This is a genomic window from Streptomyces lycii (genome assembly GCF_009735685.1).
Classification (GTDB): domain Bacteria; phylum Actinomycetota; class Actinomycetes; order Streptomycetales; family Streptomycetaceae; genus Streptomyces; species Streptomyces lycii.
Genome location: NZ_WHPN01000283.1, coordinates 53,661 through 76,240, shown reverse-complemented (window position 1 = coordinate 76,240; position 22,580 = coordinate 53,661). Strand labels below are relative to the sequence as shown.

The 22,580-nt window shown below is 74.2% G+C and carries 13 protein-coding genes and 1 pseudogene; 5 read left to right on the top strand and 9 right to left on the bottom strand.

From position 1 onward, the window contains the following. Window positions 1-88 precede the first annotated feature (88 nt). Window positions 89-1,204, top strand: coding sequence for an ADP-ribosylglycohydrolase family protein (locus GCU69_RS15345; RefSeq protein WP_098753786.1), 1,116 nt, complete (start codon window positions 89-91; stop codon window positions 1,202-1,204). A gap of 338 nt (window positions 1,205-1,542) precedes the next feature. On the opposite strand, the gene GCU69_RS15340 is transcribed toward GCU69_RS15345, so the two are convergent. From GCU69_RS15340 to GCU69_RS15330, 3 genes are all read right to left on the bottom strand, one after another. Beyond that, window positions 1,543-1,746, bottom strand: a complete 204-nt coding sequence (locus tag GCU69_RS15340) for a DUF397 domain-containing protein (protein ID WP_098753301.1) — start codon at window positions 1,744-1,746, stop codon at window positions 1,543-1,545. A gap of 249 nt (window positions 1,747-1,995) precedes the next feature. Then, window positions 1,996-2,853 (bottom strand): helix-turn-helix domain-containing protein, encoded by an 858-nt coding sequence (locus tag GCU69_RS15335; RefSeq protein WP_098753300.1) that lies wholly within the window; start codon window positions 2,851-2,853, stop codon window positions 1,996-1,998. A gap of 433 nt (window positions 2,854-3,286) precedes the next feature. Continuing rightward, complete coding sequence (locus tag GCU69_RS15330; protein ID WP_098753299.1) at window positions 3,287-4,018, bottom strand: GOLPH3/VPS74 family protein; 732 nt, start codon at window positions 4,016-4,018, stop codon at window positions 3,287-3,289. 262 nt (window positions 4,019-4,280) lie between these two features. On the opposite strand from GCU69_RS15330, the gene GCU69_RS15325 reads away from it, so the two are divergent. Together GCU69_RS15325 and GCU69_RS15320 are read left to right on the top strand one after the other, a co-directional pair. Next, window positions 4,281-7,931, top strand: coding sequence for a D-alanyl-D-alanine carboxypeptidase (locus tag GCU69_RS15325; protein WP_156206356.1), 3,651 nt, complete (start codon window positions 4,281-4,283; stop codon window positions 7,929-7,931). 1,249 nt (window positions 7,932-9,180) lie between these two features. Then, a complete protein-coding gene (locus tag GCU69_RS15320) occupies window positions 9,181-10,845 on the top strand; it encodes an MFS transporter (RefSeq protein ID WP_408055809.1) in 1,665 nt (554 codons plus the stop codon). 117 nt (window positions 10,846-10,962) lie between these two features. Here the strand turns inward: GCU69_RS15320 and GCU69_RS15315 are convergent, their stop codons facing one another. The 6 genes and pseudogenes from GCU69_RS15315 to GCU69_RS15285 all read right to left on the bottom strand — a co-directional run. Further along, entirely contained in the window at window positions 10,963-12,672 is a 1,710-nt protein-coding gene (locus tag GCU69_RS15315; RefSeq protein ID WP_156206354.1) for an extracellular solute-binding protein, read from the bottom strand. Then, window positions 12,669-13,661 (bottom strand): hypothetical protein, encoded by a 993-nt coding sequence (locus tag GCU69_RS15310; protein WP_098750881.1) that lies wholly within the window; start codon window positions 13,659-13,661, stop codon window positions 12,669-12,671. The genes GCU69_RS15315 and GCU69_RS15310 overlap by 4 nt, the downstream gene beginning before the upstream one ends. A 1-nt stretch (window position 13,662) precedes the next feature. Next, window positions 13,663-16,542: a tetratricopeptide repeat protein gene (locus GCU69_RS15305; protein ID WP_156206353.1), complete on the bottom strand. Its 2,880-nt coding sequence runs from the start codon at window positions 16,540-16,542 to the stop codon at window positions 13,663-13,665. 483 nt (window positions 16,543-17,025) lie between these two features. Then, entirely contained in the window at window positions 17,026-17,367 is a 342-nt protein-coding gene (locus GCU69_RS15300) for a hypothetical protein (RefSeq protein ID WP_156206352.1), read from the bottom strand. Between the two features lie 203 nt (window positions 17,368-17,570). Next, window positions 17,571-19,862 (bottom strand): HelD family protein, encoded by a 2,292-nt coding sequence (locus tag GCU69_RS15290; protein ID WP_156206351.1) that lies wholly within the window; start codon window positions 19,860-19,862, stop codon window positions 17,571-17,573. Window positions 19,863-20,187: 325 nt separating this feature from the next. Continuing rightward, window positions 20,188-20,907, bottom strand: a pseudogene (locus GCU69_RS15285) (lytic polysaccharide monooxygenase auxiliary activity family 9 protein); the annotation flags it as partial. A gap of 537 nt (window positions 20,908-21,444) precedes the next feature. On the opposite strand from GCU69_RS15285, the gene GCU69_RS33735 reads away from it, so the two are divergent. Next, the gene (locus GCU69_RS33735) at window positions 21,445-21,645 is read left to right on the top strand and encodes a DUF4287 domain-containing protein (RefSeq protein WP_156206358.1); all 201 of its coding nucleotides are present in this window, start codon (window positions 21,445-21,447) and stop codon (window positions 21,643-21,645) included. Between the two features lie 57 nt (window positions 21,646-21,702). After that, window positions 21,703-22,404, top strand: coding sequence for an HAD-IA family hydrolase (locus GCU69_RS15275; RefSeq protein WP_156206350.1), 702 nt, complete (start codon window positions 21,703-21,705; stop codon window positions 22,402-22,404). Window positions 22,405-22,580: the final 176 nt, after the last annotated feature.

Genomic DNA, 22,580 nt, shown 5'->3' with positions numbered 1-22,580 from the left:
GGAGGGGGGCAGGACGCGCGGGGGCCGTGACGACGGGACGGGCGGACGCCATGACGAGGACCGCCCGCGCGCAACCGGGAGGAAACCAGTGAGCGGAGTGAGCACGGCCGTCTGGGGCCGCGCCGAACAGCAGGACTTCCGCAGCCGGGTACGCGGCTGTCTGCTCGGCGGCGCCGTCGGTGACGCCCTCGGCGCCGGTGTCGCCTCCGACTCGCTGGCCGACATCCGCACGGCCCACGGCCCGAACGGCATCACGGACCTGGTCCCCGCCTTCGGGCGGCGCGGCGCGATAACCGACGGCACCCAGCTCACCCTGTTCACCGTCGACGGGCTGATACGGGCGCAGGTGCGGCGGGACACCGGTGCCTGGCACCCGCCGACCGATCTGCACCGGGCGTATCTGCGGTGGGCCGCGACCCAGCACGAGTGGGGTCCCGACGAGCGCCGCAAGGACGACGGGTGGCTGGCCCGGGAGGAGTGGCTCTACGCGCGCCGCGAGCCCGACCGCGCCTGTCTGGCCGGGTTCGGCGACGAGGTCATGGGCACCCTCAGCCGGCCGAAGAACCCGGGGGCGGACGGCAGCGGCGCGGTGACCCGCTCGGCGCCGTTCGGCCTGCTGGTGGGCTGGGAGCCGCAGTTGGTCTTCCAGCTCGCGGTGGAGTGCGCGGCGCAGACCCACGGCGCCCCGACCGGTTGTCTCGCGCCGGGGGCGTACGCGGTCGTCGTGCACGGTCTGGCGCGCGGCGACACCCTGGACAACGCGGTGCAGCAGGCGCTCGTCCAGCTCGCGACGCGGCCGGGGCACGAGGAGACGATGGACGGGCTGAAGCGGGCGCTGGGCGCCGTGCGGCAGGGGTTGCCGAGCGCCGCCCGGGTGGAGTCGCTGGGCGAGGGCCGCACCGCGGCCGACGCGCTGGCCATCGGGCTGTACTGCGCGCTCGTCGCCGAGGACGTACGGCACGGGCTGCTGCTCGCGGTCAACCACAGCGGGGCCTCGGCCGCCGCCGGTTCCGTCTGCGGCCATCTCCTCGGGGTGCTGCACGGCGAGACCGCGCTGCCGCCGGGCTGGCTGGCCGAGCTGGAGGGACGGCCGACGATTCTGGAGCTGGCGGACGACTTCTCGATGGAGATGACGCAGGGCCCGGCGCTGCACGGCCCGGCGGCCTCGTCCCCGGGCTGGCTGGCCCGCTACCCGCGGGCGTGAGAGCGGACCGGGGAGCGGCCGGCGCCACGGGCCGGCGGCGGGTCCGGCACGGGCCGGCGGCGGGTCCGGCACGGGGCAGGGGGCCGGCTCCGGCACGGGGAAGCCCGGACCCCGTGCAGGGCAGGCCGGGTCCGGCACGGGGGGGTCCCGCACGGGCCAGGGCGGGTCCCGCAGGGGCGGGCCCCGCACGGGGCGGGGTCCCGGGGTCGGCGCGGGGCAGGGCCGAGCCCCCTCGGCCGGGACGGCGGGCCAGTCGAGAGGGCTCAGTTCGGGGATGCGGCGGTGCGGGTGATCGGTGCGCGTACCCGGGCCTGCGGGACTCCGCGGACGCCGGACGCTCAGCGGCCGGTGACGCCCCGGTCGATCTCCGAGAGGAAGGCCTCCCAGGAGCACTCCGAGAAGCTCAGAGCGGGGCGGCCGGTGTCCTTGGAGTCGCGCACGGAGACGCTGCCGGGGACCCGGGCGGCCACTTCGACGCACTGGCCGTTGGCTCCGGAGTAGGACGACTTCTTCCAGACCTCGGTAATGCCATGTTCTGCCATGATCAGCTCCCGGTGGATCTGCGGTTGAATGGAACTCCCCGTCGCCCAGGGGGCTTCGAGGCGTGATCGACGCTACGGGGCAACTCGCCCGTAGGGCAGACGCATTCACTCAACCGGATGGCATATGCCGTGATCTCGTCCGCGAGGGTTGGTGCGCGGTGTATCTTGCCCCGGCACCATGTCAATTGGCATGACCTATACCTGTCAGGTAGCGATCGAAAGCTGATCGCAAATGGCCTTACCCGGTCTTCAGCGGGCGTACTCCTTGGCCACATCGGCCATGAACCGGCGCGTGTGGTCGGGATTGAGCGCCTGGGCCCGCAGATGCTCGTACATGACGCTGTAGTGCTGCACCTCGGTGTGCTTCTCGAGATACAGGTCGCTCGTGGCCCCTTCGAGATAGACCACGCTGGAGTCGGCCGTGTCGGAGAACTCCAGCAGCGAGAAGGTGCCGACCATGCCCGGGTGCGCGCCCACCGCGTACGGCAGCACCTGCACCGTCACGTGCGGCTGGTGGCTCAGCTCGACCAGATGCTCCAGCTGCTCCCGCATGATGCGCCGGTCGCCGACGACCCGGCGCAGCGCCGACTCGTCGACCACCGCCCAGAACCGCAGCGGCGACGCCGGGTCGCTGATCCGCTCCTGGCGCTTCATCCGGACGCCGACCCGCTTGGCGTTGTCCGCCGCGGTCGCCTCGGGCTCCATGCCGGCGAGCACGGCCTCCGCGTACTCCCGGGTCTGGAGCAGTCCCGGGACGAGCAGCGACTCGTAGTTGCGGACCGAGGTCGCGTCCGTCTCCAGCCCGATGTAGACGCTGTACGGAATGTCGCCGAAGGCGTGCCACCAGCCCTGCTGGCGGGACTCCTTGGCCATGTTCATCAGCGAGTCGACGATGCGGTGGTCCTCGACCTCGTAGACCCCGCAGAGGTCCCGGACGTCGCGCTGGCTGATGCTGCGACGGCCGTTCTCCAGCCGGCTGATCTTCGACTGGGACACCAGCAGCCGCTCGGCGACCGCCTCGGCCGTCATGCCCTTCTGCTCGCGGAGCCGGCGCAGCTCCTGACCCAACCGCCGTCTTCTGACGGTGGGATTGACGTTGGACGCCACGAGGCAGCACCTCCGACTTGTACCGCTGTTTGTCCAACAGCCTGCCAGCCCGGACCACTCCGGCGCTGGGAAACGGCCACACACGGTTGCCCGGTGAGCACGCGTGGCGATCCGGGGGCGGGCTGCCGGGGCCCGGGGCGACGCGGCGGCCCGCGCCGGACGGTGGCCGGGGCCGGGTGGCGGCCGGGGCCGGTGCGCGTACGGACGCCGCGCCGTGTTCGGGCGCGCGGAGGAGGCGTGCCGGCTCCGTCCCGGGGCCCGCACGCCTCCTCGCGCTTCTGCGGCTCCCGGACCGGTCGGTGGGGACTGACCTGCGATACGGCCGGAAGGAACCGGAGACGAGCGGCCTGCCGCCACTCGTCGCGCTGCTGTGGACCTGCCTCGCTCTGTCGGGTCCCGGAGACCGGGACGGGGGAACTGAGGAAATTGGGAACTAGTGGGCCACGGCCCGGGCGGCCACACCGCCGCGCCGGCTCTGCACCGGGACGCCCGCGGGATCGCCTGCGCCTCCCCGGGCCGGGGCCGATCGCCGTGGCTGCGCCGCCGCGCCGTTCTGCACGTCCATCACGGCGTGCGCGACGAGCCCGCCCATCGGATCGTGCCTGATGAGGTCCCGGAGCCTCGAGCGGGAGGACCGCCCCTCGTTGCCCGGGTAGAGGTGCTTGCCGAGACCGACCGCATGGGCCAGCGCGGCGAGCGCCGCGGTCCGCGGGTCCGGCGGTACGCCGGTGCGGATCGCGTTGTCCAGCCGGTTCCTGATCTCCCGGCTGATCGCCGTCTCCGTCGCCTGATAGCGCGTCGTCGGCAGCACCCCGCACATCTGACCGGCCACGGCATGCACCATGCCGCACCGCTCCAGATGCGTGAGATACGTCTGGCGCAGCCCCAGCCGGGGCCCGCCGATCCAGTGGACCGCCCGTACCGGGCTGCCACGACGGCGCAACAGCTCCAGTGCGGAGTCCAGTGTCGGATCTCCTGTCGGCCGTGGCAGCACCACGGCGATACGATCCCCGTCTGGGGCTATCCGTCCTGCCAGAGCCAGCTCCACTAGCTGTGCCCCGGCCAGGCCGAGGTCGAGCGACTGCGGCTGCGCCGTGGTACCCGTGGCCGGGTCCAGGGCGAGCAACAGAAGCTCCTCCGGAATTGTTCTGCGGCTCCTGCCCATCCATGCCTCCCCGCGTGGATGTCTGACAGGGTGACCCCTCTCACAATGGTCTGTCGAGGGTGCCTGGGTACTTTGTACTGGAACCGATATGTATGTCGTGCTCGTCTAGCACGTGGGGCGGCCTCCGGAAGGCGACGAAACCGGATGGCGGCCGTGTGGCGGGCGGATCACATTCCGGTCGCACAGGACACTGGTGGAGTGGACGGACGGAACGGGACGCCGTGGGGACGTACGGCGTCCCGCGACGGTTGAGGCGGCACGTATGGAGGAGGCATCGGTGGCGGGCAAGTCCCCCGACAGGTCGGAGCAGCGGAAGTCGTCGGGGGCGACCGGGCGAGGCGAGCGCGATCCGCGGCTCGCCGTATTCGGGTCCACGCCGCCGGGCGAGGACTCCGGCGAGGCGGTGACGCCACCGGACCCCGCCGAGGACGACGCGGCTCCGGGGCCTTCCGGTTCCTCCGGCCCCTCCGGCCCCTCCGGCCCCTCCGGCCCCTCCGGTTCCGCGGAGCCGGAGGGCGAGTCCGGGGGCTCGGGTGCCGAGGGGTCGGGTGCCGGGGGCTCGGGCGCCGAGGGTTCCTCGGGTGGTGACGGTTCCGGCGCCGGGAGTGGTTCCGGCCGGGCGGGGGCGGGTTCGGCGGACGGGCCCGCCGCGGGCGGTGACGCGCGGCTGCGGGCCGCCGTGGCGGCCTGGGTCGCGACCGCCGAGGAGGACGACCGGACCGACGGGACCGGAGGGGCCGGCGAGACCGGAGGGGCCGGCGAGACCGACGGGCCTGGGGCCGGTGCGGCCGAGGAGCCGGTGACCGAACGTTCCGCCGCCGAGCGGGCCCGGCGCGCGACGGCGGCCTTCGACGGCCTCCGGGCGGGCAGGGCCAGGGTCGAGTCGCCCGGAACCGGCGGCGGGGCGGACGCCGGGACGGAAGAGACGGAAGTGACGGAAAAGACGGAAAAGACGGTAAAGACGGTAAAGACGAACGAAACCGGCGAAACAGCCGAGACGGGTCAGGCGGGCGAGTCGGGTCGCGACGCGGACGAGGCCGCTGCCGACAGCGGCAGGACGGCTCCCGCCGCGGTCGCCGGCGCGGCTGCCGCCACGGACGCCGCGGTCGCCGGTACGGAGGCTGAGGCTGCGGCTACGGACGGGGTGACCGCCGTCACGGACGCCGCGGTTGCCGGTACGGGCCCGGCGGCTGCCGATACGGACACGGCGGGCGGGTCTGCCGGTGCGGACCGGGCGGACAGCCGTACGGACGAGGCGGGCGACGACGCGGAGAAGGCCGACGGCGAGGTCGGGGACGGCGAGGTCGTGGACGGCGGAGTCGGGGACGGCGGGGCCGTTCGGGACCGCGCCACCGCCGTGTTCGGCGTGCTGCGCGACGACGGCTCCCGGGGAACGGCTGCGGAAGGTGGCGCGAAGGCCGCCGAGGACGCCGACACGCCGTCCGGAGGGGCCGAGCCGACCGGAGAGGCGGAGGCCGCCGGGAAAGGCGCGGAGACGGCCGGGAGCGGCTCCGGCAAATTGCCGCGCCGCAAACCGGAATCGGACCGGCCGTCCGGGTCACGGCCGTCCGGGTCACGACCGGGCGCGGTGCCCGAATCGGGCGCGGTGCCCGAGCCGGAGGCCAAGTCCGGGTCGGGCGCGAAGGCCGGACCGGAGCCGGAGTCGGGCGTGAAGTCCGGTCCGGGGACCGAGCCGGGCGCGGAGTCCGGTCGGGTGGCCGAGCCGGCCTCGAAGTCCGGTTCCGGGTCCGGTGAGACCGGGTCCGAGGAAACCGCTGCCGGTGCGAGCGGTGCCCGGGCTGCGGGTGGCGTGGTGGCGGCGCGGGACGGCGGGAAGCCCGTCGACCAGCCGACGACCGCGTTCCGGGTGCGGCCCGGAAAGGGCGGCCGCGACGAAGCCGGTACGCCGGACGAGGCGTCCTCCGGTGCCGGTACGCCGGACGAGGCGTCCTCCGGTGCCGGAAAGCCGGACGAGGCGCCCTCCGGTGCCGGAAAGCCGGTCGACCGGCCGACGACCACGTTCCGCGCCGTACGGCCGGACAAGGACCTCCCCGGGGGTGGCGCGAAGCCGAAGGCCGGTTCGAAGGACGACTCGCAGGCGGCGGCATCGAAGCCGGGCACCACAGCGGACGCGAAGCCGGACCCGAAGACCGGCGCGAACGCAGCCGGGAAGCCGGACGCGAAGGCAGACCCGAAGACCGGCGCGGAGCCGGACGCCAACGCAGCCACGAACGCAGCCACGAACGCAGCCGCGAAGGCGGACCCGGAGCCGGACGCGAAGGCAGCTCCGAAGGCCGGCCAGCAGGGCCGTGCCAAGACGTCTGCCGAGAGCGATTCCCGGACCGGGGCGCCGGCCGGGTCGCCCGCCGAGCGGACCAGCAAGTTCGTACCGCTCCAGCAGGCGGACGGCGTTCCGCGCACCCCGAAGGCGGCCGCCGCCGCGCCGTCCTGGGCCGCCAGGAGCAGCAGCGGGGCCGCGGCCGTTCCCGACGCGCCGAGCACCCCGCCCACCGTCGGGTCCCGGTCTCCGGCGACCCCCGGCCCGCTGCCCGCCGCGTCCGGCCACGGGGCGGGCGAAGAGGCGGCGGTCGCGCCGGGCGGGCCCGCCGAGTCCGAGCGGACCAAGCAGCAACCGCTTCCGCCGCTCGATCTGCTGGCGCAGCTGACGAACACCCCGCCACCGCCGGAGACTCCGCTGCGGACCCTGGTGCGCCGGGTCAAGATCTGGACGCCGCTGGTCCTGCTGCTCCTGATCATCTTCGCGATCGCACAAACCGTTCGTCCGCTGCCGGAGCCGACGCTGCACCTGTCGGTGCCCGCGAGCCACGCCTTCAAGGGCCAGAAGCCGTCGCTGCCGTGGCCGGGGGAGGGACAGGCGTACGTCGAGGTCGACGGCCTCGGCAGTCTGGGCTCCTCCGGCGCGGAGAAGCCCGTACCGATCGCGAGCGTGGCCAAGGTCATGACGGCGTACGTCATCCTGCGCGACCACCCGATCAAGGGGGACGGTGAGGGCAAGCAGATCACCGTCGACGCCAAGGCGGTCCGTGACTACGAGACCGGCAAGGCCGACAAGGAGTCCGTCGTCCGCGTGACGGAGGGCCAGAAGCTGTCGCAGTACGAGGCGATCCAGGCGCTGATGCTTCCGTCCGCGAACAACGTCGCGCGGCTGCTGGCGCGCTGGGACAGCAACGGTGACGAGGGGGCGTTCGTCGACAAGATGAACGACGCCGCCAAGGACCTCGGCATGAAGAACACCACCTTCACCGACCCCAGCGGACTCACCAAGTCGACCGTGAGCACCGCCAAGGACCTGGTGAAGCTGGGCAAGGCGGCGATGGAGGACCCGGTCTTCAAGGAGATCTCCGCCCAGCCGTACTACGAGGACTCCAACGGCGAGAAGCAGCTGAACTACAACCGGCTGATCCCGTACACCGGAATCGGCATCAAGACCGGCACCAGCACCGCCGCCGGCGGCAACCTGCTCTTCGCGGCCGAGAAGGAGATCGGCGGCACCACGCAGCTGATCGTCGGCGCGGCGCTGGGGCAGTACGAGGTGCCCGCCATCGACACGGTCACCGAGGTCAGCAAGCAGCTCATCGAGTCCGCGCAGGCCGCGCTCATCGACACGAAAGTCGTGGCGAAGGGCGATGTCGTCGGGCATGTGGACGACGGTCTGGGCGGCCGGACGGCGCTCGTCGCGACCAAGGACGTCACGGCGGTGGGCTGGCCGGGGCTGTCGGTCGACCTCGCGCTCACCGACAACGGGGAGAGCGTGCCGCACGAGGCGAAGGCGGGCGACAAGGTCGGCACGCTGACCGTGGGCAGCGGACCGGGGCAGGTGAAGGTTCCGGTGGCGCTCCAGGAGGACAAGGCGGAGCCGGGCTTCGGGGCGAAGCTGACGCGCGTCTTCTGAGCGAAGCCCACGCGCGTTCACGGAGCCCCGTCCGACGACAGCCGGTGCGCCCCTGTCCGTCGGCCGGTCCGCCGGTCGGTCGGCCCGCCCGTGTCCGGTCCGCCGGTCGGTCTGCCGTTCCGCCCGTGTCCGGTCTGCCGGTCCCGCCCGTCAGCACGGGGCGGGCCGGCGGCCGGCCGCCGGGGCACGGGCCGCGCCGCGGTTCGCCGTACGAGCCGGGTTCCGTGGCCGGTACCGGGGTTTCCGTACCGGGGCCGCGGGCCGTTCGCCGCCCGGGTTCCGTTACGGCCGCTCGGCTCAGCCGGCCCCGACCGGAGGCAACCCGGGGGCGGCCGGGACGTCCCCGACGGAGGGCCCTGTCGCCGTTCCGGCGGGCACCGGGGCGCCGCCGCGGTGCGTGTTAGCGTCGCTGGACCGCACCGCAGGTATCCGGCCTGGCCCGAAGTGCCGGGACCAACAGGGCCGAGCAGACCGGGGGAGAGCCGCAGTGAGCACCGTGGACCCGACGCGGGCCGAGGGCGACGGCCGGAGCGGACACCTGGCCGGAAGCACGGAGGCGGCCGCGGGGCCGGGGCCGGACGGAACCCCGGCGCGCGGTACGGACCCGGGCGCGATACCCGGAACGAGCGGCGGCCCGGCATGCGCTCCGGGCCAAGCCCGGGAACACGGCCCGGCCGGAGAACCGGCACACGGAGCGGGCGGAGCCCCGGCGCGGGAAGCGGCCGACGGCGGGTCCGGACACCGGAGTTCCCGCCCCCGTCGGACACCCGCCCCCCGAATACCGGCGCCCCGCCCCCGCCCGCCCGGCGACACGGGGAAGCCCGCGCCCCCCGCCCCCGTCGGGGCCGTGAAGCCCGCGCCGCGGCCCGCACCCGGAGACACCGGTAAGCCGACGTCGCGGCCCGCACCCGGAGACACGGAAAAGCCCGCCCGGCTCATACCCGGAGATATCGGCGACACCGGGGACACCGGGGACACCGGGGACACCGGAGACCCCGGAGACACCGGTAAGCCCGCGCCCTCCGACCCCGCGGGCCGCCCCGACCCCGCGGGCCGCCCCGACCCCGCGGGCCGCCCCGACCCCGCGAACCGCCCCACCCCCAACAGCCGCCTTGGATCCGACAGCCGCCCCGCCCCCAAGAACCGCCCCGGATCCGACAGCCGCCCCCGGCCCGCGAGCCGCCTCACCCCCAACAGCCGCCCCCGGCCCGTTCTCCGGCTGCGGCGTTTCGCCGCGCACCCCGTGGTCGTGACCCTCGTCGTCGGTGCCGCACTGCACCTGCTCTGGGTGCAGGTGTTCGCCAACAGCGGCGGTGACCTGGCCGCGCAGGACGCCTGGGCCGAGTTCGTCGGCAAGCACCCGGACTCCGCCTACAACTTCTCCTGGTACGGCGGGATGCACCCCGTCTCGTACAGCGTCGTCTCGCCGTATCTGATGTCCGTGGTCGGTGTCCGCACCACGATGATGATCGCCGGGACGATCTCCTGCGGGCTGCTCGCCTTCATCCTGCTGCGCAGCAGCGGCGTCAAGCGCCCCCTGTGGCCGTCCCTGGCCGGGGCGTTCGCGCTGACCTGCAACGCGGTGTCGGGGCGGGTGACGTTCGGGCTGGGCATGATGTTCGCGCTGGGCGCGGTCGCGATGGTGTTCTGCTGGCCGCGCACCTGGCGCGCCCGTCCCTGGCAGTTCGCGCGCGCGGGCGCGGCAGCGCTGCTGTCCGCGCTGGCGACGGCGGGCAGCCCGGTGGCCGGGCTGTTCCTCGGGGTGGTGGCCGCGGCGCTGTTCCTCGACCGGCGGCGGCCCGCCGCGTACTCGCTGGGCGTCACGCCGTGTGTGGTGGTCGGGCTGTCGGCCTGGCTGTTCCCGTTCTCCGGTACGCAGCCGATGTCCGTCTTCAGCGCCGCGCTGCCGCTGGCCGCCGCCGTGATCGCGGTGGCCCTGGTGCCCCGCGAGTGGCGCACGGTGCGCATCGTGTCCGGGGTCTACGGCATCGGGGTGCTGCTGACATGGCTGATCGACTCGCAGGTCGGCAGCAACATCACCCGGCTCTCGCTGATCTTCGCGGGTGTCGTGTTCCTGGCCGCGCTGCCCTGGACGGTGCCGCGCTCCCGCCGCTGGTACACGCTCGTCGCCGGGTTCGTCGTGATCACCGGCTGGCAGATCGGCAACACCATCGGCGACGTCGTGCGGACCACTCCGGACGTCGCGTGGGCGCTGGAGCTGGCGCCGCTGGTGGACCGGCTGGACCGGCTGGATTCCGACCGGGGCCGGGTCGAGGTGGTCCCGGCCAGCAGCCACCGCGAGGCGTCGGCGCTCGCTCCGTACGTCAATCTGGCGCGCGGCTGGAACCGGCAGGCCGACCTGGAACGCAACCCGCACTTCTACGACGACTCGCTCACCGCGGAGAAGTACCGTGACTGGCTGCGCCGCTGGGCCGTCCGGTACGTCGTGCTGCCCGAGGGCGAGATGGACAAGGGCGGGGAGCGGGAGGCCGAGCTGGTCGACGCCGGGCTGCCGTATCTCGACCTGGTGTGGTCCGACGCCAACTGGCGGCTGTACGCCGTCGAGGACCCCACCCCGCTGGCCGAGCCGCCTGCCTCGGCCCGCCGCGCGGACGCCGGCGAGCTGGTGATCACGGTGAAGTCGGCGGGGCCGGTGCGGCTGCGCATCCCGTACTCGCCGTGGCTGGGCCTGGTGAACAGCGAGGGGGAGGGGGTCGAGCCGCCGGAGGTGAACCCGTCCGGGAACGGCTTCCGGAACCTGCACGGCTGCGTCACCAAGGAGGAGACGGCGCCGGTGGAGGAGGGGGAGCCGGAGGACGAGTGGACGGTGCTGCACGCGCCGCGCCCGGGTACGTACCGGCTGGCGGCCCCGTACCAACTGCCGCGCGGCACGCCCTGCCCGGAGACCGGCTGAGCGGGGCGGGCGTGCGGTCGCGGGACCCGGGAAGCCGACACGGGCCGTCCCGCGGCCGGCCTCCGCTCCCAACGGCGGCGGGGAGCCGGTGCCGGCATCCGCGGCCGCCCGCCGGGCTCAGCCGCAGACCGAGGACAGCCAGGAGGTCTCCGCCGGGTCCAGGCTGTCCTGGAGCCGCTGGAGATCCTCCAGCACGGTGTCGACGTCCCCGGGGTCGGCCAGGTACTCCAGGATCTTCTGGTGGAAGACGTTCCGCACGGGTGGCGGCATGGCGTCCGACGCGTCGAGGCAGAGCGCGTCGGCCTCCCGCAGCTCGCGGGCGATCCGCCGGTCCACCTCGTCCCCGTACGAGGCGGGCGTGACGCGGCTGTTGGCGGAGAACACCGGGGTCCGGGAGGACTCCGCCCAGGTCCGCTGGGTGTCGGCGGAGACCAGGAAGGCCATCAGCTGCCGCCCCTCGTCCGAGTCCTGGAACATCGCGACGTAGTCGCCGGACACCTCGCGGTGACGCGCGGAGCTGCGGGCGCGCGGCAGGATCTCGGAGGAGAGTTCGAAGTCGGTCTCATCGGCGCGGTCGTGGTAGATGTGCACCCGGGCGAACGAGCCCTGGTGTTCGAGATCGCAGTCCGCGTCCGGGTCGAACAGCAGCCCGTCGCCGCCGTCCGGCCCCCGGTAGTCGGTGAGCAGCGCGCGCCGGGCGCCGTCCGGCGTCAGGAACCCGCCCCAGGTGGTCCAGGCCCGGCGGACCTCCGGGGACGTCCAGGGCAGTTTGCCGGTGACCCACTTCTCGTAGACGTCCGTGCCGGACTGCTGGAGCAGGATGTCCTCGATCCAGTCGCTGCCGGGCCAGCCCCAGATGGCGTCGGCGCCCATGCCGACGCACCAGCGGGCCGGGTCGTCGGCGAACCGCTCGGGCTGCGCGCCCTTCTCGTGCCAGACGATGCTCTTGAGATCGGCCTTCACCGGGAGCCAGTACGTGTGTTCCTCGCCCGCGGGACGGGCGAGCCACGGCTCGTCGTACTCGCCCGGGTCCGCGATGCCGTCGAGCGGGATCAGGTCGCGGTTGCGGGCGTAGTCGGCGAGTTCGCCCGGGCCGGGGATGACCGCCAGGTCGGGGGCGGTGCCCGCCTGCACCTCGGACAGCAGCACCTCCCGCTGGGCCGGGGTGCCCTGGTAGTTGACCTCGATGCCGGTGCGGTCGGTGAACTGGTCCAGCAGGGCTTCGAAGGCGGCCGCCTCCTCCTCGGTCCAGGGCGCGAGGATGGTGACGCCGCGCTGGGTGCCGGTGGGGCCGCCGCAGCCCGGGAGCGCCGTGACCGCCAGCGCGAGGGCGAGGCAGAGCAGCAGGAGCCGCCGGGGCGCCGCGCGGCGCGGCACACGGGCGGGCGGGCCGGGCCGGGCACGTACGGAACGAGGGGGCCGCGTAGGTGCGGAGTGTGCGGGCCGGGTGCGTGCCGCGTGAGCAGGCGTTCTCCAGCCGGTGCCGGACCCCGATGGGGACGGCCGCGCACTCGCGGAGTGAGCTGGCCGGTTGCGCACGGCCGCGTCGGTGGTGGCGTCGGTCCTGTCGGTCCTCGCGTCGGTCGTGTCGGTGGTGGCGTCGGTTCCGTTGGTCGTCGTGCCGGTCGTGCCGGTCGTGTCGGTGGTGGCGTCGGTCCCGTTGGTCGTCGTGCCGGTCGTGTCGCTCGTGTCGGTGGTGGCGTCGGTCCCGTTGGCCGTCGTGCCGGTCGTGCCGGTCGTGTCGGTGGTGGCGTCGGCCCCGTCGCTGGTGGCGTCGGTCGTCGCGTCGGCCCCGACCGTCTCCCGGCCCTCCGTACCGCCGTTCATCGCCGCGGGAACCGGTAGTCGGTGATCCGGATCTGCATCCCGCCGAACACGAGGACCCCCGTCACGCAGCCGCCGAACCAGATCCAGTCGATGGCGCTGGCCCGCGCGTCCGTGTCGAGCAGGTCCGCCCGGACCTGCCGCGAGGCGTCCCTGATGGTCTTGCGCATCTCTGTCAGCTCCCCGGTGTTCGTCCGCCGCGCCCGCTCGGCCGGACGCTGTTCCTCGACGACCGACTCCAGGTGGACGCGGGCGGAGTCGAGCCGCTGCTGGGTCTGGTACGTGCCGATGGCGGGCAGCGCCGCCGCGCCGAGCAGCAGCGTCGCCGCCAGCAGACCGACGTTGTACCGGCGCCGGAACCGGCGGCGGAACGACAACTGGGTCCGCACCAGCAGTACGGCCAGGGCGAGCAGCGCCGCCACGGCCGTACCCCAGACCGTCCACAGCACCGGGCCGAACGACGTCCGGTTCACCATCACCCGCTGCTGGTCGCGCTGGAGCTGCTCCAGCTGGTGCAGGATGCCGGTGCCCTCGCGCACCAGCATGGTCTGCGCGTTCTCCAGGTAGAAGTCGCGCAGATCGGGGTCGTCCCGGTGCTCGGCGGCCTTGTCGACGGCCTCGGTGTACGCCTTGAACTGGCCCCGCACGGGCGGCAGCACCTCGCCGTGCCCCGCGTCCGCGGAGAGGTCGACGATCTTGGACAGGCTCTGGTCGGCGGCCGATATCTGGGTGCGGTAGTCCTCGCCCTTGCCGACGACGTCCGCGAGTTCGCCGGTCAGGTTCTGCTGCGCGGCCAGGTTCGCGCTCTGCAGCGCGGTGCGGGCCGCGGCGGTCTCCAGGATGGCGGGGGCGGTGCCGCCGCGCAGCTCGCCGGGGGCGCGGTGGACGCCGTGGTAGCCGGTGAGCAGGGCGGCGAGGGAGAGGGCGATCAGGGTGAGGAGCAGCGCGAGCCGCCGCTCCAGGTAGTGCCGGGTGCCCCGGTTGCCGGCCATGTCAGAAGCGCGTCCAGGGACGCACCTGGTTGGCCCGGTCGATCAGCAGCTCCCGGGTGCGCCGGTCGGTGCCGGGCAGCCAGGCCAGCGCGCGCAGCGAGCCCGCCAGCAGCTTGCGCAGCCGCTGCTCGCTCGGCGGGGTGCCCAGCAGCGGACCGCTCAGCCCGGCCGTGTCCCGGGCGGCTCCGGGTTCCCGGGCCCGGTCCAGGGCCCAGCCGCGGATCTCCGCGGTCAGCCGGGTCCGCTCGTCACCGTGCTCCGCGCCGCCGTCCAGATACAGCTTCGGCAGCCGCGCGATGACCTCCAGCAGGTCGTCCCGGCCGGGCAGGCTGCCGTCGACGGCCAGCCGGGCGGCCCGCACCCGGGTGGCCGCGACCGCCGCCGCGTCGTGGTGCCGGGAGGCCGGCGGCACTCCGTCCAGGATGCCGGCCGCCGCCCGCCGGTCACCGCGCGCGAGGCAGGTACGCGCGAGGCCGAACGCGGCGCTGCCCTGCTGCCGGTTGCGCTGCCAGACGGCCTCGTACAGCAGCGCGGCGCGGTCGGTGCCCCCGCGGTGCTCGGCGCAGTAGCCGAGGGCCAGCTTGGGGGCGTACTCACCGGGCAGCGCGCTGTAGACGTGGTCGAAGGCGGCCTCGGCGGTCTGCACCCGGCCGCGGGCGAGTTCCAGCAGTCCGCGGTGCCAGCTGATCCGCCAGTCGTCCCGGCCGGAGCCGATCCCGCCCCCGGCCCCGCCCGCGCCGCCCCGTTCGCCGGGACCGTGCCGTTCCCGGGGACCACCCCGTTCGCCGGGACCGCCCCGTTCACCGAAGCTTGGCGGGCGGTCGGGGCCGCCCGCCGTCCTGCCTCCCGGGCCGCCTTCCGGTCCGTGGCCGGCCTCCGTCTCCGCCGCCGCCTGCCGTGCCGCCTCCGCCAGCAGCCGCTCCGCCTCGTCGAGTTCGCCCAGCGTGGTCCGCGTCCGGCACAGCCGCAGCTTCACCTCGACGCTGGCCACCCGTACCGCCTCGAGCTGCCGTACGACACCGCGCGGATCCTGCGAGGCGGGCAACCGCAGCTGCACGACGGCCGGGTCGTCCGCGCGCGGATACGGCACCGGTAACCCGGCCGCGACCTCCCGCGGTTCGGGACGCCCGCTGCCCAGCGGCGGCGCGGGCGTCCACGGGGCACCGGCGTCGCCCTCCGTCCACCGGTCGACGGGCGGTACGGAGCCCAGGCCCGCGTCGAGCAGCGTGGGACTGGGCTCGAACAGGGCGGACGGCTCGATGGAGGAGGTCCGGGTCCGCAGGGACACCATCTCGCGCAGCACGCCCTGGAGCTGGCGGCCCATCTCGGCGGCGGACGCGAAGCGCCGAGCGGGGTCGGCCTCGGTGGCGCGGTCCACGAGCCGCCGGAAGGACTCCGGGCCGAGCCCTGCGGCGGGCGGCGCGTCGGCGGGTGGCGCGGCGTCCGGGGCCGCGCCGCGCGGAGCGTTTCCCCGGGGCCCGCCGCGCGGTGAGCCGGCCCGGGAGCCGCCGCCGGATCCGCCGGTGTCCTCACAGGCGTCGGCCAGCACCCGCAGCGTCACCCCGACGGTGTGCAGGTCGTGCGCGACGGTCGGCAGCCCTCCGGCGCGTACCTCGGGGGCCGCGAACCGTCTGGTCGCGATGGACGGGGTGGTGGTGTCCGCCATCCTGCGCACCGCGCCCAGGTCGATGACCTTGACCCGGTCGGCGTGGTGGATGACGTTCTCGGGCTTCATGTCGCAGTACAGCAGGCCCTTGCCGTGCAGGTACTCCAGCGCCTGGAGGATCTTGCAGCCGTAACGGGCGGCGTGCTCCAGGGTGAGCGGTTCGCCGGGGCCGAGCGGCCGGGCGCCCTGCCGGGTCTCGTCGATGATCTGCTGGAGCGGCTTGCCGCCGACGAACTCCATCACGATGTAGTCGGTCGGCTCGGCCGCGCCGCCCCCGGCGCCCGCACCGCCGGTTCCGGGGACCGGACCGCTGGCCGCACCGCTGGTTCCGGCGTCCGCACCGCCGCCCGCACCGTCGCTCTCGTCGCCCGGACCGCCGCCCGCACCGCAGCCCTCGTCCCCGGGACCGCCGCTCTCGCCGTCGCTCGCGCCGCCGGTCTCCGGGTGGTGCGTGACGTAGTCGAGGATGCGGACGATGTTGGCGTTGTCGAGCGCGATCAGATGGTTGCGCTCCTCCAGCGCGATGAGCCGGGCCGTCTCGTCGTGCGGGTCGAGCAGGCCCTTCAGCACCAACGGCCGCCGCTCCAGCCGGAGATCCTCGGCCAGATGGATCCAGCCCTGGCCGCCGTGGGCCAGATAGCCGGTCACCTCGTACCGCCCGCCGTCCAGCAGCGTTCCGGGGCGCAGCGGCGGTTTGCGCCTTCCCGCGGGGCCCGCGCCGCGCCGGGCGCGGTCGTCCGGGTCGCCGCCGCGCGGCCGGTGGCGGGCGAGGGGCGGCGGGGACGAGGCGTCGCGGCTGACCAGGTGGCGGGGGTCGGGGACGGGGAGGGTGGGCAGGGACAACAGGTCGCGCTCGTCCCGCACCGCGGCAGCGGTGGCAGCGGTGTCTGCGGTGTTGGCGGTGTCGGCGGTGGCAGCGGTGTCTGCGGCGTTGGCGGTGTCGGCGGTGTCTGCGGTGTTGGTGGTGTTGGTGGTGTCTGCGGCGTTGGGGGTGGCAGCGGTGGGACCGGTCGGCGGACCGATGCGCAGGGTCGCCCCGTCCGTCGGCGGAACGGCGCGTACGGTCTCGTCGTCCGGTCCGGGCCGGACGGTCTCCTCGGACGGAGCGGGCCGTACGGGCTCCTCGCCCGCCGCGAGGCCGGTCGGTACGGGCTCCTCGCCCGCCGCCGCGGCCGGACCGGTCCGTGCGGGCCCGTCCGCGGGAGCGATGCGCACGGTCTTCCCGTCCGCCGCCCGACCCGGCGGCGCGGGCCGGTGGATCCGTACCGTGCCCTCGTCCGGCTCCGGCCGGATCCGCACGGTCCGGTCGTCCGGTCCGGCCCGGTTGCTTCGGTCGGTCCGCTCGATTCGGTGGGCCCGGTCGGTCGGGTCGAATCGCTCGGCCCGCTCGGTCCCTGCGGTCTCCTCGTCCCCCGGTGACCCGCCGTATTGTGACGCTCCGTGATCCGGCGATCGCGTTTCATCCCCCATGGCGCCTTACGATAGGCGCGCCGGGCGCCGATCCGTAGGGCCGGGACGCCGAAACGTCGTGGGCCGGCGGGGAGCGGCGGCCGCCCGTGCCGCGCCCGGCCGCCCGCCCCGATCCCACCCCGCCGGCCACCGGCCCCGGACACCGCCACTCCCACCCGCCGGCCGCCGTCCCCGGCGCTCACCCGGGCCGTACCGCCCCGACCGCCCCGGCCGCCCCGGCCACCCCGATCACACCGTCCCGGCCCCCGGGCCCAGAAGTCCTTCCTGCGGCCGGACCGGGGAAGTGGCGTCCAGCCAGCCGGCGCAGACCCAGGTCAGCACCGCCGCGACCACCAGCGCCGCCAGCCCCGACGCCGCGGCGCGCCCCCTCCGCCCGGCCCGGCCGCCCAGCGCGGCACCCGCCAGCAGCGAGGCCGCCAGCGCGGCGGCCGGTATCCCGAGCACCATGAGCGGCAGTTCGATGTACAGGACGCTCAGATCCCGCCCCTCGCCCTCGAAGCCGCCCCGCAGATGAGCCCCCGACCCGGACAGCCACGCGCCGAGGCCGGCGAAAGCGGCCAGCAGCGACACGACACACCCCGTGGCCCCCAGCGGACTCGCCCTACGAGCCGTACGAGCCGTAGAACGCCCCGACCGGCCCGACCGGCCCGACCGCCCCGACCGGCCCGACCGGCCCGACCGGCCCGACCGGCCCGACCGGCCCGACCGAGTTGAACGAGCCGGACTCCCTTGTTGCTCCATGTCCGGACGGACGCGCCCGGCGGACCGCCGGTTCACCCCGGTCGCTCCGCGGTCTCCGGTACGGGAGTCACCGGTGCGGGAGTTTCCGGTACGGCACTCTCCGGCACGGGCAGATCCGCGAGCCCCGGGGGCAGCGGGCCGGTGTGCAGCACGCCGAGCCGCTGCGTCGCCCGGGTGAGCGCCACGTACAGGTCGCTGGTCCCGAACTCGGCGGGCTCCGCCACCAGCACGGTGTCGAACTCCAGCCCCTTCGCCTGCCGCGGGCCCAGCAGGACCACGGGGTTCGTCAGGTCCGGGTTCGGGCCCCACGAGGCCGTGGGCAGCGCCTTCGCCAGGGCGTCCAGGCGCGCGTCCGGGGCGATCACCGCGAGCCGCCCCTCGCCGGAGGCCTCCCGGGTCACGGCGTCCGCGACCGCGCCCGGCAGGTCCCCGGTGCGCAGCGCCCACGGCCGGGCGTCCGTCGAGCGGATGGAACGCGGCGGTTCGAAGGACGGGTCGGCGGCGCGCAGCACCCGGGCGGCGGTCTCCATGACCTGAGCCGGGGTGCGGTAGTTGACGCCGAGCCGGACGTGCTCCCAGCGGTCCTCGGCATACGGGGCGAGGATCTTGTCCCAGGAGCCGCAGCCGCCCGGTTCGGCGGTCTGCGCCGGGTCCCCGACCAGCGTCATCGAGCGGGTCGGGGAACGCCGCATCAGCATCCGCCACGCCATCGCCGACAACTCCTGCGCCTCGTCGACGATGATGTGGCCGAAGGCCCAGGTGCGGTCGGCCGCCGCGCGCTCCGCCGCGGTGCGGTGGTCGGCCTCCTCGGCCCGCTCGGCGAGCCGCTCCGCGTCGATCAGGTCGTGCGCGGCCAGCACCTCGGAGTCCTCGTCCTCACGGTCCTCGAACTCCTGGGTGCGGGAGCCGTAGGAGAGTTCGAGCACGCCTTCCGCGTACGCGACGCGTTCCTGGCGCTCCGCCTCGGCCGCCGCGCGGGCCGCCGAGTCGTCCTCGCCGAGCAGCTCCGCGGCCTCGTCGAGCAGGGGTACGTCGGCGGTGGTCCACTCGCCGTTCCACTCGGCACGCGGCCGGCGGATCGCGGCCGCGTCGGCCTCGGAGAGGTGCACGGGGTCGTCGAGGAAGTCGGCGAGCAGTTGCTGCGGGGTGAGCTGCGGCCACAGCTCCTCCACGGCGGACCGCACCGCCGGGTCGGCGGCGACGGCCGTGCCGAGCTGCGCGATGTCGTCCGGGCCCAGAAGGTTGGGGCCGCCGTAGGGGTCGGCGCCGATGCGCTCGGTGAGCTGGGCGGTCAGCGCGTCGATGATCTGGAAGGCGAAGTGCGGGCGGGCCAGGTTGTGCGGCAGCCGCGTCTCGCGGGCCTGGTGCCGGGCGAGCGTCACGATGTCCGGGTCGAGCAGCAGGTCCCCGTCCTCGTGCGGGATGACGGTCCCCGGCTCGGGCAGCGTCTGGCGGTCCCGTACGAACCGGGAGAGGACGTCGGCCATCTCCGTGCGGCCCTTCACCTCGGCGGCCTCGGGGGTGTCCGTGCCGGTCGCCGTCACGCCCGGGAACAGCTCGCCCGGGGTGGCGGTCATGACGCCGGTCTCGCCGAGGGAGGGCAGCACCTCGCCGATGTAGCCGAGGAACGCCGGGTTGGGGCCGACGACGAGCACGGCGCGGCGGGCGAGCTGCTCGCGGTGCGCGTACAGCAGGTACGCGGCCCGGTGCAGCGCGACCACGGTCTTCCCGGTGCCGGGGCCGCCCTCGACGACGAGGACGCCGTGGTGCGGGGCGCGGATGATGCGGTCCTGTTCGGCCTGGATGGTCTGCACGATGTCGTGCATCCGCCCGGTGCGCGCGGCGTCGACCGCGGCGAGCAGCACCGCGTCACTGGCCTCGTGCCCGGTCCGCTCGGGGTCGGTGAGGTCCAGCAGCTCGTCCTGGAGATCGGTGACCCGGCCCTTCTCGGAGCTGATGTGACGCCGGCGGCGGAGACCCATCGGGGTGTGCCCGGTCGCGAGGTAGAAGGGGCGGGCGACCTCGGCCCGCCAGTCGATCACCAGCGGTGTGCGCTCGGCGTCGTCACGGCGGATTCCGATACGGCCGATGTGGTGGTCCCGGCCGTCCCGGTAGGTGAGGCGGCCGAAGCAGAGCCCGTGCTCACCGGAGTTGAACGCGGCCAGCAGCCCGGAGCGCTCGGCGACCAGGATGTCCCGCTCCAGCCGGGCCTGGTAGGTGTTCCCGCCCGGAGTCATGGCCTCGGCGACAGCGGCCTCCGCCCCGGCCCGCAGCTCGGTGAGCCGGTCGTGGAGCAGGTCCATGAATTCCTGCTCGCGACGCAATTCCTCATTCTTGCCGTTTGACAATGCGACTCCCGCCCGGATATGATGGCCTCATAAAGCTTCTCCATGCATTGTTCTCAACTGGGCATGGAAACCCTTAATATACGCAGAGAAATACCCCGGCCGTCAAATGCGCGGTCGGGGATTTTTGTTTATCCGTACGGCATCGGGGCGGGGTCTTCGCGGGATGCCGGACGGCAGGTGACGTGCAGGGAGATGCACGGCGGAGTGAGGCTGGGTGCACGGCGAGGTGCCCCGCCGGGTCGCCGGCGGGGCACCTCGTTGTTCCGTTCGTGCGGTCGGTCCGGAAGACGCCTCTGCGTCAGCCGGTCACCTGGCCGTTGCCGCCGTCGAAGACGACGTCGGAGCAGGAGTAGAAGTTCTCCTGGCTGTCCGAACGGATCCAGTGGATGTACATGATGTGCTGGCCGGAACGCTGCGGCAGCTGGAGGTCCCAGTAGTAGTGACCGCCGTTGGAGCCCGCGCCGCCCGCCTGCGGCGGGTTGGTGACGCTCTGGATCAGCTCCAGGTCACCCCAGCCCAGGCTCTTGGTGGGCGAGAAGCCCGGCTTGGTGAGGTAGACGTCGAAGCGGCCCGGGTGGTGCGCCCAGTTGCTGTGCTTGATCTGGATGTTGGAGCCCGAGGTGAGGTGCGTCTTGGGCCAGTCGGCGCGGGGTGCGTTGTACGCGGAGAAGTCGTACGGGCCGCGGTTGCCGCCGCTGCACAGCGTGCCGTCGGCGATGTAACCGGTGGTCTTGCCGCCGCCGTTGGAGTCGAGCACGGCGAACCAGTTGTACAGCCCCGTGGCGCCGTCCTCCGCCACCGCGGCGGCGCAGGCGGGGTTGGAGGGCGTCTGGTGGCCGCTCTCGACGAGCTGGTTGTAGCAGTGGAAGGTGCGCGAGCCGGGCTCCATGGTGGCGCCGTGGGCGGAGGCGTTCGTCGGCATGAGGCTCATGACGAGCGAGGCCGTCGCCGCGCCCACGAGGGTCAGGAAGCGGGGTGAGCGGAGCGTCGTCTTTCTCCGCGTGGTGGTTCCGGTAGCCATGTGGGGGTCTCCTTAGTGATCTCGCCCTGGGACGGGGTGCCGACGGGCGGGGACGCGCTCCCGGTTGCTGCGGGGTGACGGAGGAGCGGAGCGGGTGCGGCCAGCAGGTGACCGAGTGGGAGCGCTCCCATATAAAAAGTAGCCCCGGTTCGTTGATCCGTAAACGCGTCTCGCAACATTTCCTTGACATGCACGGAACGGTTGGGGCGAGATCCGGACACGGACGGGGGCCCCGTGGCGCCGGGTCCGGTTGGGCGGGCGAAGGCGCGCACCGGACCCGGGTGTTGTCAGTGGCGTGTGGTCCGATACGGGCATCAGGACGGGAGCCGGTGTGCCCGGGGGGCCGGTGCGGCTCGCGTCATCCGTACGAGGAGGGGGTACTGCGACATGACGGACAGCACGGCGAACAACACGACGGGCAGCTCGGCGAACAGCACGGCCGAAGGCTCGGCGGACAACACGACGGGCAGCTCGGCGGACAGCACCACGGGCGGCTCGACGGGCGCCGCGACGGCGACCGCGCAGGCCCCGGCCCGGGTGAAGGGGCCCGCCGCCTATTTCCCCGCGATCGAGAAGAAGTACGGCCGCCCGGTCGCGGAGTGGAAAGAGCTGATTTGTGCGGCGATGCCGGCGAAGCACATGGAGTTGGTGAACCTGCTCAAGAACGAGCACGGCATGGGGCACGGCCATGCGAACGCGCTGGTAGCGCACACACTCGCCGAGGGCGCGAAGCAGTGAGCGCGAAGCGGTGAGCGGGACCGCCCGGGGGCCGGCCGGTCCGGAGGTGTGCCGACGATGACGGGTCCGGTGTACGAGGCCGTGCTGTGCGACATCGACGGAGTCCTCCGGCACTGGCCGCCGGCGGACCTCCTGGAGCGGGCCCACGGTCTGCCCGCCGGGTGTTTCGCGGCGGCCGCCTTCGCGCCCGAGCGCTTGCAGCCGGCCGTCACCGGTCGGGTCTCGGACGAGGAGTGGCGCTCCGGCGTGGCCGACGCGCTGGCCCTGGCCTGCGGTTCGGCGGACCGGGCCCGGTCCGCCGTGGCCGCGTGGTCGGCGCAGGTGCCGTCCGTCGACCGGGACGTGGTCGCCCTGCTCACCCGGGCCCGTGAGGTCGCCAAGGTGGCCCTCGTGTCCAATGCGACCACCCGCCTGGAGGCGGACCTGGCCGGGCAGGGATTGGCCGGTCTCGCGCACGTCGTGGTCAACACGGCCCGTATCGGCGTCGCCAAGCCGGACCCCCGCGTCTACGGCACGGCTGCCGACCGCGTCGGTGCGGCCCCTCACCGCTGCCTGTTCGTCGACGACACCGGGGTCAATGTGGCGGCGGCCCGGGAGGCGGGCATGACCGCTGTCCACTACCGGCGCCCGGAGGACCTGCGAACCGCTCTCGCCCCGCTCGTCGGCGACGCGCGGTCGCCGGTCAGAGGCGAGGCATGTGGGGGATCGTCTTCTCCGCGAGATCGATCAGGGCCCGAACCTCCGGCAAATCCGCGCTGATCTCCTCGGCGGTCAGGAACTGATCTCCTCCGCGGTCACGAGCTGGTCTCCTCCGCGGTCACGAGCTGGTCTCCTCCGCGGTCACGAGCTGGTCTCCTCGGCGGTCAGGACTGGTGTTTCCGGGCAGGGAGGCGCTGTAGCTCTCTCAGGCCGGGCGGTACGGGACAGACCGAGTT